Consider the following 14,508-nt stretch of genomic DNA (forward strand, 5'->3'; position numbering starts at 1 on the left):
CAAGCCGTCCTCACCCTCCACCTGACCTGCTCAAACGGAGGTTGAAATCAACTCCGTGACTCAGCAGGCGGCTACTCGGCAGTACCGTCCTCTGACAAAAAAACTTGTCAGATGAGGTATGAGGCTTAATTTAATATGGGTCATACCCTCTCTGACAACTTTTTCTGTCAGACGCACAACGCAAGAGGGACGAGCATCCCGACCAGGATGCCCGCCCGTTCTCGTCTCTCAGCCGTGCACGCCTACAGCTCTTCGATTCCGTCTTCCGCAGGCTCCAGAACAAGCCTCACGTCCTGGCTCGTCTGCCTTTGAGACGGTATGTAGTCCAGGAGCTTGATGCCAAGGAAGCCTTGGTTTCCCGCGCCGTCCCGCTTTCGCTCCACGCGGCCCTGCTCCTCGAACGTCCGCTTTACCGAGATGGGCGTGAATCCCTTCACGTCGTTGTCCCCGCGCCACATCTTCAACACGCGGTAGAAATCGGATTGCTTCACCCACTCGCCCTCGGCGTACTCGAACACCTCACCCAGCAGCGGCAGAAGCGCGTCCGAGCCCTCCCGATACTGCTCCGTGGCTTCGGTCACGCTCTCCGCGTCTCTCAGACCCTCCGCGTAGTAGTTCACCGCTCCGCGTACGATCCACGCGGCAACGCCCTCGGCTTCCTCGCCCTGGATCGTCGGCTCCAGCTCGGGGTCAGTGCGGCCCGCGAACGACACCCCGAAGTGAATGGCCTTGGTACGTGCCCATAGCGCCGTATCCGACTGAGGGAACTTGGGCAGGTTGTTGGTCACGAGGACCAGCGTGAACTTGGGGTCAAGCTGGAACACGCCCCTACGCAGGTGCCGAGCCTGGATGAGGTCACCACCGCTGTGGTTCTTGAGCATGGCGGTATTCATCCGTGTACCCGGATTACCCTCCTGCGCCACGACCATTCGCGCACTGCGCAGGGCGGCAATCTCTTCCGTGTGAGGCTTGTGGTTACCCGCCTTCTCGTACATCGAGAAGTCCACGGATCGGATGATGGAGGTCCCGAAGATCTTCTGGAGGGTGCGCACGGTCGTGCCCTTCCCGTTACGCCCCTTGTCCCCGTAGAACACACCCAAGATGTGCTCTCGGGTCTCGCCGGTGATGCAGTAGCCCAGGAACGTCTGGTAGTAGCCCTGGAGCTCCACGTCATCCGGGAAGATCTCTTCCACGAACCGGAGCCAGCGCGGGCACTCAGCATCCGGCAAGTAGTCGATATCGGCGCACTGGGTCAGCATGTCGTCGGGGCGGTGTGGAAGAAGCTCACCCGTGCGGAGGTCAACGGTCCCATTCCGGAACGTCAGGAGATGCCGCTTGGTGTCCATCACGTTCACGTCCGTGTGAAGCTCGGGGAGTACGGCCATCTCCGCCACGATGGCCTTACGCACGTAGTGGACGGTCAGCTTGTTGGCCACCTGTGAGCACCAGCCAGCATCGCCCTTATCCTCCGCACCGCGGCACATGAGGATGTGCTGGGCCTCGTTGATCGCCTGGTACGCCGCGCCGTCGTCACCCGTCGCGGCCCACACAGTCCCGTTCCACTTGAACCAGCCCACGTCAGTCACGTACCTGAGCCCCTGCCCGCAGTGGTCGGCGACGAACCGAGCCAGGTTCAAGTGTCGAATCTCGCCCTCGGACACATCGAGGAGCTTTGCTTGCTGGTCCCAGTAACCGACCCCGAAACGCGAGTCGGAAGCCGCAGACAGCGCGCTAGTCTTGCTCATGATTGAGCGTCCTTTCTCGTTTTGCCGCGTAGGTGAGGACTCATCGGAGCGGTCCGCTTGCCCGAGCGGGCCGCTCTGCTCTCCCTCGGTTGCCTTGGCGTACACCCGAGCTACGTCCTGGGCGATCTGCCGATCCGTCCACTTGTCCTGAGCAGCCAGGCACCCAGGATTCGGCGTGTCCTCGATTCCATGCCCGAGCATCACGCCCAGCGCCTCAGCTTCGGTAAGCCCCCTCTTCCACAAGTCCCGCGTAAGACCCCCGGCGAGCTTGTGCCGCGCGTCGTAGTTGCCTGCCCGGAACATCTGATTGGCCTTGCGGAGTAGAGGCCGCGCAACCGGGCACCGCTCGAACGTCTCAGCGGCGCTTACGGCGCTCTCGACGGCGACAGACGCACGCTGATACTCGCTCGCACTCAGAAGCTCCGTACGGAGCGCTGAGACAGCGTCAGGGACGCTCACACGCTGACTCGCGTACGTCTCGACAGTCACGAGACGACCGATGCCGTCCGCGTCGTGGTTCTCCGGCTTCCAGTTCCGCGTGCCAGGCAGGCGCAGGATCACGCCCACGCTGGTCTTGCTGTCCCCGCCGAGCCTCTTGGTCAACGCCTGGTTGAGCTGTTCGACCTCGTGATGGGCTGGTGTGGCACTCCCGGCCTCCAGCGGCAAGTGCACGTGGTAGCGCGGGACTTCCTTACCGGCCTCGGTCACTACCACACCGCCCGAGCGCACGAGGCAGGCGCCCAGTCCGCGAAGCCAGGCGAGCGTACGAGCCGGAAGGGCGCTCTTGTCCACGTCGGCGTACACGGTGCGAGGCACGCCGGCATTCGCGGCCGACGGGTCACCCTTGGCACTGCGAGGCACGGGGGTGAAGAACACTTCTCGGCCCGGCTTGTCGGACGCGGCAACCAGCTTGGCAACGTTCTCGTCCGTCAGGCGGACGTACATCACCTTGCGGTTCTTCCAGTCCAGCTCGCCGTCATCCTGTCGAGTGGCGACGACGACGGTAAAGCGGAGCATCTGGTATTCCCCGCCATAGAGCGACGATAGGAATTCTCGGATTTCCGTTTTCCGCGCCTCAAAAGAGCGTGCTACGCTCACGAGTGGTCCCTTTCTCGTGATGGACGGTTCGTCTCCCGCCCGTCTTCTCTCATGGTTCCTGAGAGGCCCCGTGCTGAATTCCGCGCAGCACGGGGCCTCTCACGGTTATCTCTTCTTGCCGAGATGGTGGTCTAGCTTCTGCTCCATGCGCCTCAGAATCTCGGACGGGCTAGGTTCTGGATTCTGGGCCATCAGATCTGACCAGCCTTACGGCGGGCCCTTAGGATCTCGGCAGTGGTGGGGGCACCCTCACGGGGCATTCCCACCCTTGAAGACCAGTAGGGTCGTCCCCAATGGACCTTCACGGCGATCTCGCCGTTACGCTTCCGGCATGGGAATCCTCGTGAGGCTCCGCACGTCGGACACTTGCTCTTTTGGTGCTCGGGGTTCTGCATGACTCACCTCTCTTATGGTTCGAGGTGAGTCCTCACTCTCAGATGGGGCGCACTTCCGTGATGGCGTACGACTCTTCGCCGTCAAGGTCGCTCACGTCGGCCACAATGAAGGCGTGACCACCCATGCGGGAAAGCTGCCGCATTCGCTCCCGCTGTCCCTCGTCAAGGCTGGCCAGAGTCTCCTGGAGCCGCGTCTTTACGCGAGGGTCCTTGGTGGCCTCGAATAGGAAGTCCTGCAAGCTCATTACCTGGTCCTCTCGGGTACGGGAAGGAACTGAAACAGGACGTTGGTCTCGCTCTCGACCCGAGCGCGGACGCGGAAACCGTTCTTCCTGGCCCAACCACGAGCGGCAGAGAGGAACGCATTGGGCTCCACCTCGAAGTCCTCACCGCGCTTTGCCTCCCAGACTTCTCCGGTAGCCCAGTCCCTCCACTGGTACTTCGAATTTCCCCGAGGCCGGGAATGAGCTGAGCCGAGTCGAGAATTGCTGACCTTGTCAGCCATAACGGTTCCTCCTTTCTGCGCAATTCGCGCTGACCTCAACGACTTTACGCAGTGCGCGAAAGGCGTGGGAAATGTTTCGACGTAAGATCACTCAACGGGATGAAGGTTTCACTCTTCTGTGCTTAGGCGGTCGCTATCGCGTGTCACAGCGTGTCCGCATTCGTGTACGGACAGTGCTGGAGAGCGCCTGTCCCACACCGCCCCGTCTCGCGCGACGTGCGCCATTGCAGAGCCAACGACTCTGACAGAAAAAGTTGTCAGTTCAGGTAAGTCTCTAAGTTAAATAAGCCTCTTCGCTCGTCTGACAAAAAATCTGTCAGAGAGCGGCTGAGTAACTGTCGCGGCTCACGAGAACGCGCAGGGCGGTGTGGCAGAGTGCGTGAACGCTGAGCGCGCACGTGCGAGACGTCGATAGCGTCGATGCATGATTAGGACGCTCAGAAGCGCCTGTAAGGCTCTCAGTAGTGCTCGCCGGCACGAGTGCTCAGCGAAGCATTCCGAGAGCCCTAGAAGCGCTCTTGGTGCGTTTACCTCTTGCCGAGATGTCGGTCAAGCTTCTGTCCCATACGGCGGATGATCTCTGACGCATTGGGCTTCTGTTCCTGGCTCATGACTCACCCCCTTGCCACGAGGATGATTCGGTGTCGGCCATCTCAATAGAGCGGATAGCGTTCCGCTGCCACGGCTTCATAGCGGCCCACGCCTCGTCAGTAAAGCCGAACCTGTTCACCGGGGTATCTAGTCCCGACACGGTGACCGCCACGGGAATCTGTAGTCCATCCTCGCCTACGGCGCGGTTGCTATCCGGCAAGGCCCAGTAGACGAGATTCCAGTGCCGAGGGCTCACGTCCTCGCCCTTGACCTGGATGATCTCGCCCGACCACATCAAGCGGTTGAGGTGTCGGAGAGCCCGACGGCATGACTTGGCTTTCCCGCCGCCACGAACACAAGCCTTGGCCACCTGGAAGGTGCTCGGCAACGTCTGGCGGTTACCTTCCACACCAGCCGTGAATTCCTTGGTCACGTAATCCAGGATGCGTTCCGTTAGCTCTGTGCGGGCGTAAGTGGTCATGAGTCGGATTCCCTACGCTTCCGCCGCTGGCAACACCTCACCACCGCATTCCGCGTGTTCCGGTGGGTACAGTTCTCGTGCTCAGGCACAGGAGGTTTGGCTTTTGTACGTGCGGGCGGCGGGGCAAGCTCCGGAGGGTTCTCCTCGATTGCTGCCATAACTGCCGCCACGTCGTCATCCCACGAGTCAGCCACGGCTTACCTCTGGATACTGAAGTGGAGAACACCGCGCTTCCTGTATGCGGTGTACGTCCAGCCGTTCCTACGGGACCTCTTCGAGAGGCGGTCACAGAACACCCGGAGACTAATCCCGTACTTATCCCCGGCTTCTTCTTCGCTTAGCTGGTGGTTACCGTCGGGGTACTGGTCCCACTTGATGTACCGCGTCACCTCAACACCTCCCGCGGATTCGGATATGCGAAAGGCTGGGCAGCGCAGTGGTGGCTACGCTGCCCAGCCATTCCCGGTCACCCACTCAGGAACCGGGACTCCCGGCCACACCTCCGGGAGTTGAGAGGCTGGTGTGGGACGGCCCTCTGGAAAGCACGGGCCCAAGAGGGGAAAGGCCCGCGTCCCACACCAGCCAGCTTGCAAGCACGCCATGCGTGCGGGGTCAGGCGGCTACTCGGCCGCGAGAGCCGGAGAAGTCCCTGCCGATCTCTTCCCGGCCGTACAGCTCCAGCAGAACGGCGGTCATGCTGTCGTAGTCGACCTCCGGGAACCGCTCGGCGAGTTCGCCTCGGGTCAGACCCTCCGGCTTCTCACGGAGGGCACTGAGCACGTCTTCACGGCTTGGTGCCGTGGCGGTCTCGGCGCTCATCAGGCCGCCGCGTCGATGTCGGCGATGACGGCGGTGATGTCCGTGGCGGCGTTGACGTGGTCGCGGACCTCGACGGCCGACACGTCGGCAACCTCGGCCTTGCCGTTCTTCACGCGGAGCGCGTTGTAGACGGCGACGCCCTGAGACTTGCGAGCCTGGCCCACGAGGAGCCAGCCGACGACGGTCTCCAGCTCGGCGGTGTCGATGGATGCGGTAGCCATGATGGCTGTCCCTTCTGTAAGTCCCGCTCACGGCGTGAGCGAGCCTGGTAGGTGTGTCGTGCAATCGGCCGGCTCAGGTGCTGACCGACTCGTTCCGAAGCTGGGCCATGAGCGAGGCCACGAGCCGCTTGGTGTTCTCCTCGCGGCGCTGGGTCGTGCTCGCCTTGACGCGCTCCCGGAGAGCAGGAGTGGAGTTGGCTTCCATCTCCGCGCGGTTGCCGGAGACCATCGCGTCGTAGACGGCCTTCCTCTCGGCCTCCTCCGAACGCTTCTGAGCGGCCATGTGGAGCTCCATGCGAGCGGTCGACTCCGGGTGATGCACACCCTGTGCACGGAGCTCCTGAGCGCGCTTGTGGACAGCCCGCTCGTGCTCCTGCCGACCCTCGGCGTTGCTCTTGTGGACAGTCGCCGCGTACTTGGCTGTGTCCTCATCCCGTCCCTGCCGGAGCAGAGCCAGGGTGGTTGCGTCGGCCTTGGGCTCCGGTGCCTCGTAGCGGGAGTCATCGCCCCGCATGGTGGCCATGAGCCGAGCGGCCATGGTGTCGGTCACGATTCCTCCTGGATCTGACGGGCCAAGAGGCCCAGTTCTCGAATGGCCCCCACGACATACGGAGGCAGCGTCACCGTGACCGAGTCGTCCTCATTCACGACGGCATCACCATTAGCGATGGCCCGGTCTAGCCACTCCTTGAAGGTCACGGCTACTCGCACTCCTCGAACTCGGGTGGTGTGGTAGATCCGTAGCCCTCACGGACATCCCGGAGGAGTTCCGCTAGCGCGGGGTCGAATGTGACCCACGGTGGCCGAGGCGGGAGATGATTCTTCTTGACGGCGGCGCGGTACGTGTCCACGTATTCACGACGCTGGCGGATCTGCTCATCCGAGAGTTTCCGCGTCTTGCAGGGGCGGGGAGTTTCCCCGGCTCCGGCTGCCCGAAGCAACTCGACCAATTCCAGGTCGAGACGACTTACGCGGGATTCCGGGTTCATGGTGTCCGGGTATTTCGGGCACGCTGGGCCGTGAGCGGTGCAAACTTCCACACCAGCCTGAGCGCGTTCCCGGAGAATTCGAGAGGACATGAGCGGCATTACGTACCACCGTCTCCCCACACCGGATCAGGCTGGGTGTGGAGAAGCTGTAGGGCCTGCTCCATTTCCAGGGTGACCTTCGACGGCATCTCAAGCCCGAGGAGCTTGGCTTTGCGCATCTTGAGGTCAGCAATGGTGCGGATGATGCTGTTCCGCTCCATTACGGTCTCGGCGTTCTGGAGGTTCTGGTGGGATTCACGGATCAGATCATCCAAGCTGGATTCCGTGTCCGTCCTCATGTCGGCCAGCGCATCTTCCCCCAGATTCTTCCGAGCCCGAGAGAGACGCCGGTTCACGACGTCCAAGGACATACCGTAACGACGCCCGATCGCCTTCCGGTTAACACCCTTCTTCCACAGGTTGTAAACCTTCTCGGCCTCGCGGTCCAATTCGTCGTCATTGATAGCCACGCTATTACCTCCCTTCGGCAAATAGAGTTCCGCACCGAATTCCGTCTGTCGGTAATTCAAGAATGACAGACGCTTGACAAAACGGCAAGGTATTGCATATGGCGCGCAATGTGGCGGAGGATTCGCCTAGAGGCCTAGGGTGCAACGCTTGCAGAACCGCCGTTAGGCGGGGCTGAGCTTGAGAACCGGATGCGATTACCTACGGGCTGGTGTGGTACGGGGAATTACCACACCAGCCAGCGCGTAAGCGGCCCGAGGCCATTGCTTGATAACGACTCTCCATGGAATCCAGCGATAGTCCTTCGGACGGCTCGTCTGCTCTTGGGAGTGTCTGCCGTGTCAGCACGACAACGACCCGAGGAGCCCACGATGACCAAGACCCGTTTCTCCCACGCACAGTGCGAGCACCCCTCTACGAAGGCAGCGCGTGCGAAGTGCCGTAAGGAGATGCGAGGCGAAGCCGTCGCAGCCAGCGCGCCGAAGCCGGTTGCCGTGACGCCTGCGAAGAAGGACCCGCGCAAGGCTGCGAAGCCTGCCTCCGTCGAGACGCCCGCCGAGGGGGTCGCCACTGTCGAGACCATCGAGACGGCTCCCGCTGCTGAGCCCACCGAGATCACGCCCGACACCTGGCGCGACCACAAGGACGCCGCTGCGCTCGTCCACATCAACGGCGTTGCCGAGCCGTTCGCCGCCCAGTGCATCACCGGCTGGAGCATCAAGTTCCTCCAGTTCACCGACGCCGAGGGCAAGCGCCAGCGCATCCCAGCCAGCACGGTTGGGCGCGTGACCGTCTGACGTTCCACACCAGCCCCGAGCAGAGAAGCCCGGTCACTCGCGAGGAGTGCCGGGCTTCTCGGTGGTCTCGTGCAGTGCTCGCCGGCACGCGCTGACCTGCCGAAACGCTGTGCGTGCGTCTAACGAGATCGGTTGCTGAGTGCGTGTCTTCTGTCGCGCTAGCTCTGTCGGGAGCCGAGAGGCGCGCCTGAGCGCCGTTTGGAAGCAAGAGCGCGCGTGATGCTCGCTCGCAGACGCGAGATGAGACGTACAACTGTCCCGCCGGGCAAGTGATCGCGCAGGCATAATCACGCAGCATGGATCAGGGCGCAGCAGCCATTTGGGCAGCAGGCATCGGTGTCGGTGGTGTGGTGATCACCGCTGGAATGGGTTGGTACGCAGCACGCAAGGCGGCAGCCGCTCAGATGAAGGCAGCCCAGGAAACGGCAGCCGCTCAGGTCGAAGCGGCACTGGCGGGTGTGCGGGAACAGATCTCGGGGCAGCACCAGGCCGCCCTCTGGCAGGTGCGTCGGGAGGCCTACGCGACATACCTCGGCCAGATCCAGGCCGTATACATGGGCATCTTGCATCTGACCTCGCTGTGCATGGTGGCCATTGATCATCTGGGAGGTGTTCCCGGAGAGCCTCCCAATCTGGCCGAGCCTCGACAGCAACTCCTGGATCGCTTCACGGACTTGTACTTTCGTGAGTCGGCGCTCCACCTGGCTGTTGACGAGGCCGAGGCCGAGCAGGCGGAAGCGCTGAGGAGGCTCGCGGGGCGAGCGGTGGAAGACGTTGGTGACCTGGTTGAGGCGATCTACACCCATCACAACGTCGGTCCCCCGCAGGATGCGTCGGAGATCTCGCGAGAAGAGTTGGCAAGGGGCATCAAGGAGTGGGCGGCCAACGCCCGCAGCAAGCTGCGGATGACGGACTAGCGATCGGAGCTCTGACACGAACGGGCCATCAGCGAAGCCGTGTTGGTCCCGGATCGCTGCTGGCTGTGCGCTCTTGACGACGCTCCGCAGTGCGGGCGACGCTCGTGCAACCAGACGCAACCGAGTAGTCAGGGGACAAGGTCATGGCTCTACTGTTCTTCGGCAAGGACCCGAACACGAACGGTGACGACTGCCCCACCGTGTGGGTGGACGACACGTCATCGGACCTCGTGTTCCAGGGCTGGAAGGCCGACGACGCCACCGAAGCGGAATGCCTTACGGTCGGGCACATCCCCGACACCGAGGCGGTCATCCGCATCCCCGCGCGCATGGTGGCCCAGATCAGGAAGGCGTGTGATGAAGCCGAGCAGCGTTCCGCCGTTCAGTGAACTGATCCGCGACTGCCACCACTCCGCCGTGCACCTGGAGTTGCGCGACTCCTACGGCGTGGCCGCCGAGGCTGACGACTTCGCGGAGTGGAAGGCAGCCGGGCGGATCACGCCTGAGTCCGTGGAGCGTCGCCGCCCCTGGCTCGACCTCGTGCGGGAAGCCGTCGGCCGTGGCGTCGTCATGCGCCGTGCTCGTGTTGTCTCCGTGCCGGTCAGTGAGTACATCCGGTACGAGCACGCGGGTACGTACCTCAACGTGGAGGCTGGCGAGTTGGTGCGCTGGCTGCCCCGTCGAGAGGCCGCGACGCTGGCTCTGCCTGGTGCCGACTTTTGGCTTCTCGACGGTCGGCTGATCCGCTTCGGCCACTTCGCCGGGGACGGTGCGTCGGCAGGGCACGAACTCAACTCGGACCCGGACGTGATCAAGCTCTGTGCCGACGCGTTCGAGTCGGTCTGGGAACGCGCCACACCCCACGATGGGTTCACGGTCTGATTCGCCCCAACACCTAGCCAGCTCATGCCCCAGTACCAGTCATCCAGCGTCGAGAACGCCCGCAAGGCCGTAGCCGCGCGGTTGCGCGAAACCCGCCTGGACGCCGGGCTGAAAGGGCATGAGCTGGCCGTGCGTTGTGGCTGGCACAAGTCCAAGGTCTCCCGCATCGAGAACGCGCGCACGCCGCCCACCGACGCGGACATCCGCGAGTGGTGCACCGCGTGCGACGCCAACGACCAGGCCGCCGACATCATCGCCGCGAGTCGTACGGCCGCCTCGATGTATATGGAGTGGAAGCGACTCCAGCGCACCGGCCTGCGTCGTCTCCAGGAGTCCCGTATACCGCTGTACGAGCGGACCAAACTGCACAGGGGCTACGCCTCGCACGTCGTGCCCGGCCTCTTCCAGACGCCCGCCTACGCCGCCGCTCTGCTCTCCACGATCCGCCGCTTTCACCGTGCGCCCGACGACATCACCGAGGCGGTAGACGCGCGCATGGCTCGTGCCCGCGTGCTGCACGAGACCGGCCACCGCTTCACGCTCCTGGTTGAGGAGTCGGTGTTGCGTTACCAGGTGGGCGACGCCGAAGCGATGGCAGGGCAGTTGGGACACCTGCTGTCGGTCATGTCGCTGCCCGCCGTCTCGCTCGGCGTGATCCCCTTCTCCGCCCGCGAACGTGGCATGTGGACGCTGGAGGGCTTCAACATCTTCGATGACCAACGGGTCCATGTGGAACTCCTGACGGCTCAGGTCACCCTCACAGCTCCGGGCGAAGTGGCTATGTACGTACGGGCGTTCACCGAGCTTCGCGAGATGGCCGTGTACGGGTCCGACGCACGGGCGTGCGTAAGTGCCGCGCTGGATTCCCTGGGCTGAAACTCGCGTGCAACAACGTAGAACTCACTCGGAGTCGGAGCGCCCACCTTCCTAGCGTTGTCGTCACACGGACGACGTGAAGGGGTCGGGCATGAGCGAGCCGAGAACGTACCCGAGTGCTCCGGTGGTGCTGCCGGACCGCACGAGCGAACTGGAGCCCACGCCGGTTGATGGCTGCCTCGGCTGCCTGGAGCTGGCCAAGGTGCGCGACCGCGCACGAGCGGGCGGCGACTACACGACCATCACCGACTGCAACGTCCTCATGGCACGGCACCCGGAGGGGCACTGATGAGCGTCCGAGCCGTGTACCGATTCGTTGACCACACGATCCGGCACGTGCCCGAGGGCGGGTTTGTGTTCGAGATCTTCTGTGCCTCGGCTGGGTGTGATGAGGACAGCGGTCCACAGGGTGAGCAGGACGCCGCCCAGGACTGGGCGCTCAAGCACACCGGGCGCACGGGGCACGACCTGTTCCGACGAGTGGCGACCGACCACGCGAGGGTGACCCGAGCCGACCGGGAAGAGGGCGGACGATGATCCGACGCTTTCTCGGGCGGATCGCCTGGCCCTCGTACGTCCTGACCGTGGCGGCCACGTGTGCCTATCTGATCGCCGCCGCTGCACGCGGCTCGTTATGACGACGGCGGGAGAGACCGCGATGAGGGCGGGTGTGGGACATCCATCGAGACGTTCCACACCCGCCCTCTGCTGTGCGCGCTGACTGGCTCGTGGTGTGCTCGCCGGCGTGCGCTTAGCCGCTGGTCAGCGCTGGGTCAGTACCTGTCGCCCAGGGCGTGCACCGCGTCTACTGCTCGGCGGCTGGCCATGTCCGCGCCGTAGCGTCGGAGCATGGCCGGTGACTTCCACCCACGCACGGCCATGATGTGCTCTCCCGAGACTCCCGCCGCCTTGAGGTCGTCGGCCCAGGTGTGACAGAAGGAGTGCGGCGAGACGTGCGCCGGGTCGTAGCCTGCGAGAGCGGCGATCTTCTTCACGAGCCGGTGAAGACCCTGGTAGCCCAGCTCCCCACGGTTGCGTGTCCCGAGCCACAGCCACTCGACGTGATCGGGTGAGTTCGGGTTCGCCATGCGGTGCTCGGCTCGAACGCGGAGGTACCGCGTCAGTGCGCGAACCGTCTTGGGCTGGAGCGGGATGACGCGGCCGTCCAGGCTGTTCCTGTCCATCTTGATCGGGACCACGACGAGGGTGCCGTTGGGTAGGTCGAGATCCTGGATGCGCAGGTTCAGAAGCTCGTCCGAGCGCAGGCCCTCCGTGAGCACGCGCAGGATCGCGTGGTTCCTCACCGTCTCGAAGTCGCGGACCTTGGGTGAGCCGTTGCCCGTGGCTGCCAGGCAGTCAGTGATGAAGTCCTCGGACAGCGTCTTGGGCTTGCCCATCGGGGGCGTGGCGTAGCGCTGGAGCTTGGGGTCGTCGTACGGGTTGGGGTGGTCGTACTCCTCGGCCAGGTAGAGGAACAGCGCGCGGAGGTTGCGTTGCGTCGTGCTGGTCCCGCCTGTGTAACCACCTTTCCCGTCCTGGCTCTTGGGCACGTCGTGCTCCGTGTAGTACCAGCGGAAGTAGCGGTTCAGCGTGGCGGTGTCCACGTCGGTGAACGAGGAGACTTCCACACCCACCGCGTTGATCTGCGGAGATCGGGTCAGCCAGCGGTGAAGCTGGGTCGCCGCGTACTTGTAGGCGTTGACCGTGCGCCGCTGGAACGGGCGCCCGTGCTTGTTGGTCGTGGTCGAGAGGTGTAGCTCAAGCTCTGCGATCGTTGCGAGACGTACGTCCTCAGCGCTCCTGACGCTGCGCACAGGCGCCGCTGACAGCGTGCGCGTGCTCTCGCTCGATCGTGCTGTGTCGGCGCTCCTGACGCGCTGCTGTGCGCGCAGTGGACTCCGCCGTGTAGCGGAGGACTGGTTACGTGCTGCCACGGTGCGTGACTCCCTGTCGTGAGGGAGCTAGACGAGTCCGAGTTACCGAAGCGTCTCGTCTAGCTCCGCCTGGATGCGGAGCCGCAGTGAGAAGCAAAGAACCCCTGAGCCGTGTTGTCACAGCTCAGGGGCACTATGGCGGAGGATACGAGATTCGAACTCGTGAGGGGTTGCCCCCAACACGCTTTCCAAGCGTGCGCCCTAGGCCTCTAGGCGAATCCTCCGCGGTGAACAATACAAGACCGGTGGGGGTGGTTGCGAACTCGATCCCTGGTCCGGGGATCGGGTAGGGTTGGGGCCAGCCCCTCACGTGGCGCTATCTGACTGAACTCCCCCAGGGCCGGAAGGCAGCAAGGGTAGGTTGGCTCTGGCGGGTGCGTGGGGGGCGTCGACGTTTGTGCGGCGGCTCACATGTCGGCGGGCTCCGATACCGTCGTAGACGTGTCATCCCTCGCGCTGTACCGCCGCTACCGCCCCGAGACCTTCGCCGAGGTCATCGGGCAGGAGCATGTGACCGACCCGCTGCAGCAGGCGCTGCGCAACAACCGGGTCAACCACGCGTACCTGTTCAGCGGGCCGCGTGGCTGTGGAAAGACGACGAGTGCGCGGATCCTGGCGCGCTGTCTGAACTGCGAGCAGGGGCCGACGCCGACGCCGTGCGGCGCGTGCCGGTCCTGTGTGGACCTCGCCCGCGGGGGCGGGGGCTCGATCGACGTGATCGAGATCGACGCCGCGTCGCACGGTGGTGTGGACGACGCCCGTGAGCTGCGGGAGAAGGCGTTCTTCGGGCCCGCGGCCAGCCGGTACAAGATCTACATCATCGACGAGGCGCACATGGTCACCTCGGCGGGGTTCAACGCCCTGCTGAAGGTGGTGGAGGAGCCTCCGGAGCACCTCAAGTTCATCTTCGCGACGACGGAGCCGGAGAAGGTCATCGGCACCATCCGGTCGCGGACGCATCACTATCCGTTCCGGCTGGTCCCGCCGGGCACGCTGCGGGACTACCTGAGCGAGGTGTGCGGCCGGGAGGACATCGCGGTGGACGAGGCCGTGCTGCCCCTGGTGGTGCGGGCCGGGGCCGGCTCGGTGCGTGACTCGATGTCCGTGATGGACCAGCTGCTCGCCGGTGCCGACGAGGGCGGCGTGACGTACGCCATGGCGACGGCGCTGCTCGGGTACACGGACTCCGCGCTGCTGGACGAGGTGGTGGACGCCTTCGCGACGGGGGACGGCGCGGCGGCCTTCACCGTGGTGGACCGGGTCATCGAGGGCGGGCACGATCCGCGACGCTTCGTGACGGACCTCCTGGAGCGGCTGCGGGATCTGGTGATCCTGGCTGCCGTGCCGGACGCGGTGGAGAAGGGGCTGATCGACGCCCCGGCCGACGTGCTGGAGCGGATGCGGGCCCAGGCGGAGGCGTACGGGGCGGCGGAGCTGAGCCGTGCCGCGGACCTGGTCAATGCCGGGCTGACGGAGATGCGGGGCGCGACGTCGCCCCGGCTGCAGCTGGAGCTGATCTGTGCGCGGGTGCTGCTGCCCGCCGCGTACGGGGACGAGCGGTCCCTGCAGGCCCGGCTGGACCGCTTGGAACGGGGCGTCGCGTTGGCCCCCGGTGCGGCTGCCGCCGCGCCCGCCCCCGTTTCCGCGCCCGGGCCGGTCGCCGGGACGGCGGCTCCTGGGCCGGTTCAGGCCGCGCCGCCCGCCGCGGCGGCTCCGGAAGCGCCGGCCCCGCAGAACCCCGGCCCGCAGGC

At 64.6% G+C, this 14,508-nt stretch carries 17 protein-coding genes, 1 tRNA gene and 1 other RNA gene; 9 read left to right on the top strand and 10 right to left on the bottom strand.

Annotated elements, in window-relative coordinates:
* Positions 1-242 precede the first annotated feature (242 nt).
* From HPT28_RS27525 to HPT28_RS25830, 8 genes are all read right to left on the bottom strand, one after another.
* The gene (locus tag HPT28_RS27525) at positions 243-2,843 is read right to left on the bottom strand and encodes a phage/plasmid primase, P4 family (RefSeq protein WP_219094291.1); all 2,601 of its coding nucleotides are present in this window, start codon (positions 2,841-2,843) and stop codon (positions 243-245) included.
* A gap of 433 nt (positions 2,844-3,276) precedes the next feature.
* The gene (locus HPT28_RS25800; RefSeq protein ID WP_219094293.1) at positions 3,277-3,483 is read right to left on the bottom strand and encodes a hypothetical protein; all 207 of its coding nucleotides are present in this window, start codon (positions 3,481-3,483) and stop codon (positions 3,277-3,279) included.
* A gap of 867 nt (positions 3,484-4,350) precedes the next feature.
* Positions 4,351-4,815, bottom strand: coding sequence for a hypothetical protein (locus tag HPT28_RS25805; protein ID WP_219094295.1), 465 nt, complete (start codon positions 4,813-4,815; stop codon positions 4,351-4,353).
* A 612-nt stretch (positions 4,816-5,427) separates the two neighbouring features.
* Positions 5,428-5,634, bottom strand: a complete 207-nt coding sequence (locus HPT28_RS25810; RefSeq protein ID WP_219094296.1) for a hypothetical protein — start codon at positions 5,632-5,634, stop codon at positions 5,428-5,430.
* Positions 5,634-5,855, bottom strand: a complete 222-nt coding sequence (locus HPT28_RS25815; protein ID WP_219094297.1) for a hypothetical protein — start codon at positions 5,853-5,855, stop codon at positions 5,634-5,636. The genes HPT28_RS25810 and HPT28_RS25815 overlap by 1 nt, the downstream gene beginning before the upstream one ends.
* A gap of 73 nt (positions 5,856-5,928) precedes the next feature.
* On the bottom strand, positions 5,929-6,405 hold the full coding sequence (locus HPT28_RS25820; RefSeq protein WP_219094298.1) for a hypothetical protein: 477 nt from the start codon (positions 6,403-6,405) through the stop codon (positions 5,929-5,931).
* A complete protein-coding gene (locus HPT28_RS25825; protein ID WP_219094299.1) occupies positions 6,402-6,554 on the bottom strand; it encodes a hypothetical protein in 153 nt (50 codons plus the stop codon). The genes HPT28_RS25820 and HPT28_RS25825 overlap by 4 nt, the downstream gene beginning before the upstream one ends.
* A gap of 388 nt (positions 6,555-6,942) precedes the next feature.
* The gene (locus HPT28_RS25830) at positions 6,943-7,353 is read right to left on the bottom strand and encodes a hypothetical protein (RefSeq protein WP_219094300.1); all 411 of its coding nucleotides are present in this window, start codon (positions 7,351-7,353) and stop codon (positions 6,943-6,945) included.
* Between the two features lie 369 nt (positions 7,354-7,722).
* Here HPT28_RS25830 and HPT28_RS25835 point away from each other — a divergent pair, with 369 nt between their 5' ends.
* From HPT28_RS25835 to HPT28_RS25865, 7 genes are all read left to right on the top strand, one after another.
* Positions 7,723-8,148: a hypothetical protein gene (locus tag HPT28_RS25835; protein ID WP_219094301.1), complete on the top strand. Its 426-nt coding sequence runs from the start codon at positions 7,723-7,725 to the stop codon at positions 8,146-8,148.
* 296 nt (positions 8,149-8,444) lie between these two features.
* Positions 8,445-9,065, top strand: coding sequence for a hypothetical protein (locus HPT28_RS25840; RefSeq protein ID WP_219094303.1), 621 nt, complete (start codon positions 8,445-8,447; stop codon positions 9,063-9,065).
* A gap of 143 nt (positions 9,066-9,208) precedes the next feature.
* Positions 9,209-9,454: a hypothetical protein gene (locus HPT28_RS25845; RefSeq protein ID WP_219094305.1), complete on the top strand. Its 246-nt coding sequence runs from the start codon at positions 9,209-9,211 to the stop codon at positions 9,452-9,454.
* The gene (locus HPT28_RS25850; protein WP_219094307.1) at positions 9,423-9,947 is read left to right on the top strand and encodes a DUF6879 family protein; all 525 of its coding nucleotides are present in this window, start codon (positions 9,423-9,425) and stop codon (positions 9,945-9,947) included. The genes HPT28_RS25845 and HPT28_RS25850 overlap by 32 nt, the downstream gene beginning before the upstream one ends.
* A gap of 24 nt (positions 9,948-9,971) precedes the next feature.
* Entirely contained in the window at positions 9,972-10,823 is an 852-nt protein-coding gene (locus HPT28_RS25855; protein WP_219094309.1) for a helix-turn-helix transcriptional regulator, read from the top strand.
* Between the two features lie 91 nt (positions 10,824-10,914).
* Positions 10,915-11,112 carry a hypothetical protein gene (locus HPT28_RS25860; protein ID WP_219094311.1) on the top strand — a complete coding sequence of 66 codons (198 nt, stop codon included), beginning with the start codon at positions 10,915-10,917 and terminating at the stop codon, positions 11,110-11,112.
* A 14-nt stretch (positions 11,113-11,126) separates the two neighbouring features.
* On the top strand, positions 11,127-11,360 hold the full coding sequence (locus HPT28_RS25865; RefSeq protein WP_308119530.1) for a hypothetical protein: 234 nt from the start codon (positions 11,127-11,129) through the stop codon (positions 11,358-11,360).
* Between the two features lie 236 nt (positions 11,361-11,596).
* On the opposite strand, the gene HPT28_RS27660 is transcribed toward HPT28_RS25865, so the two are convergent.
* Entirely contained in the window at positions 11,597-12,637 is a 1,041-nt protein-coding gene (locus tag HPT28_RS27660; RefSeq protein WP_308119531.1) for a site-specific integrase, read from the bottom strand.
* A 256-nt stretch (positions 12,638-12,893) separates the two neighbouring features.
* A tRNA-Ser gene (locus HPT28_RS25875) sits at positions 12,894-12,981 on the bottom strand.
* A 74-nt stretch (positions 12,982-13,055) separates the two neighbouring features.
* On the opposite strand from HPT28_RS25875, the gene ffs reads away from it, so the two are divergent.
* An RNA gene (gene ffs / locus HPT28_RS25880) (signal recognition particle sRNA small type) lies at positions 13,056-13,150 on the top strand.
* 48 nt (positions 13,151-13,198) lie between these two features.
* Positions 13,199-14,508, top strand: a 1,310-nt coding sequence (locus HPT28_RS25885; protein ID WP_219094315.1) for a DNA polymerase III subunit gamma and tau, incomplete at its 3' end; no start/stop codon positions are given.

Source organism: Streptomyces sp. JJ38, assembly GCF_019303475.1.
Taxonomy (GTDB): Bacteria; Actinomycetota; Actinomycetes; order Streptomycetales; family Streptomycetaceae; genus Streptomyces.

Coding starts and splice junctions, on each gene's coding strand:
- HPT28_RS25800 (WP_219094293.1), bottom strand. CDS start 3,483: ATGAGCTTGCAGGACTTCCTATTCGAGGCCACCAAGGACCCTCGCGTA.
- HPT28_RS25805 (WP_219094295.1), bottom strand. CDS start 4,815: ATGACCACTTACGCCCGCACAGAGCTAACGGAACGCATCCTGGATTAC.
- HPT28_RS25810 (WP_219094296.1), bottom strand. CDS start 5,634: ATGAGCGCCGAGACCGCCACGGCACCAAGCCGTGAAGACGTGCTCAGT.
- HPT28_RS25815 (WP_219094297.1), bottom strand. CDS start 5,855: ATGGCTACCGCATCCATCGACACCGCCGAGCTGGAGACCGTCGTCGGC.
- HPT28_RS25835 (WP_219094301.1), top strand. CDS start 7,723: ATGACCAAGACCCGTTTCTCCCACGCACAGTGCGAGCACCCCTCTACG.
- HPT28_RS25840 (WP_219094303.1), top strand. CDS start 8,445: ATGGATCAGGGCGCAGCAGCCATTTGGGCAGCAGGCATCGGTGTCGGT.
- HPT28_RS25845 (WP_219094305.1), top strand. CDS start 9,209: ATGGCTCTACTGTTCTTCGGCAAGGACCCGAACACGAACGGTGACGAC.
- HPT28_RS25850 (WP_219094307.1), top strand. CDS start 9,423: ATGAAGCCGAGCAGCGTTCCGCCGTTCAGTGAACTGATCCGCGACTGC.
- HPT28_RS25855 (WP_219094309.1), top strand. CDS start 9,972: ATGCCCCAGTACCAGTCATCCAGCGTCGAGAACGCCCGCAAGGCCGTA.
- HPT28_RS25860 (WP_219094311.1), top strand. CDS start 10,915: ATGAGCGAGCCGAGAACGTACCCGAGTGCTCCGGTGGTGCTGCCGGAC.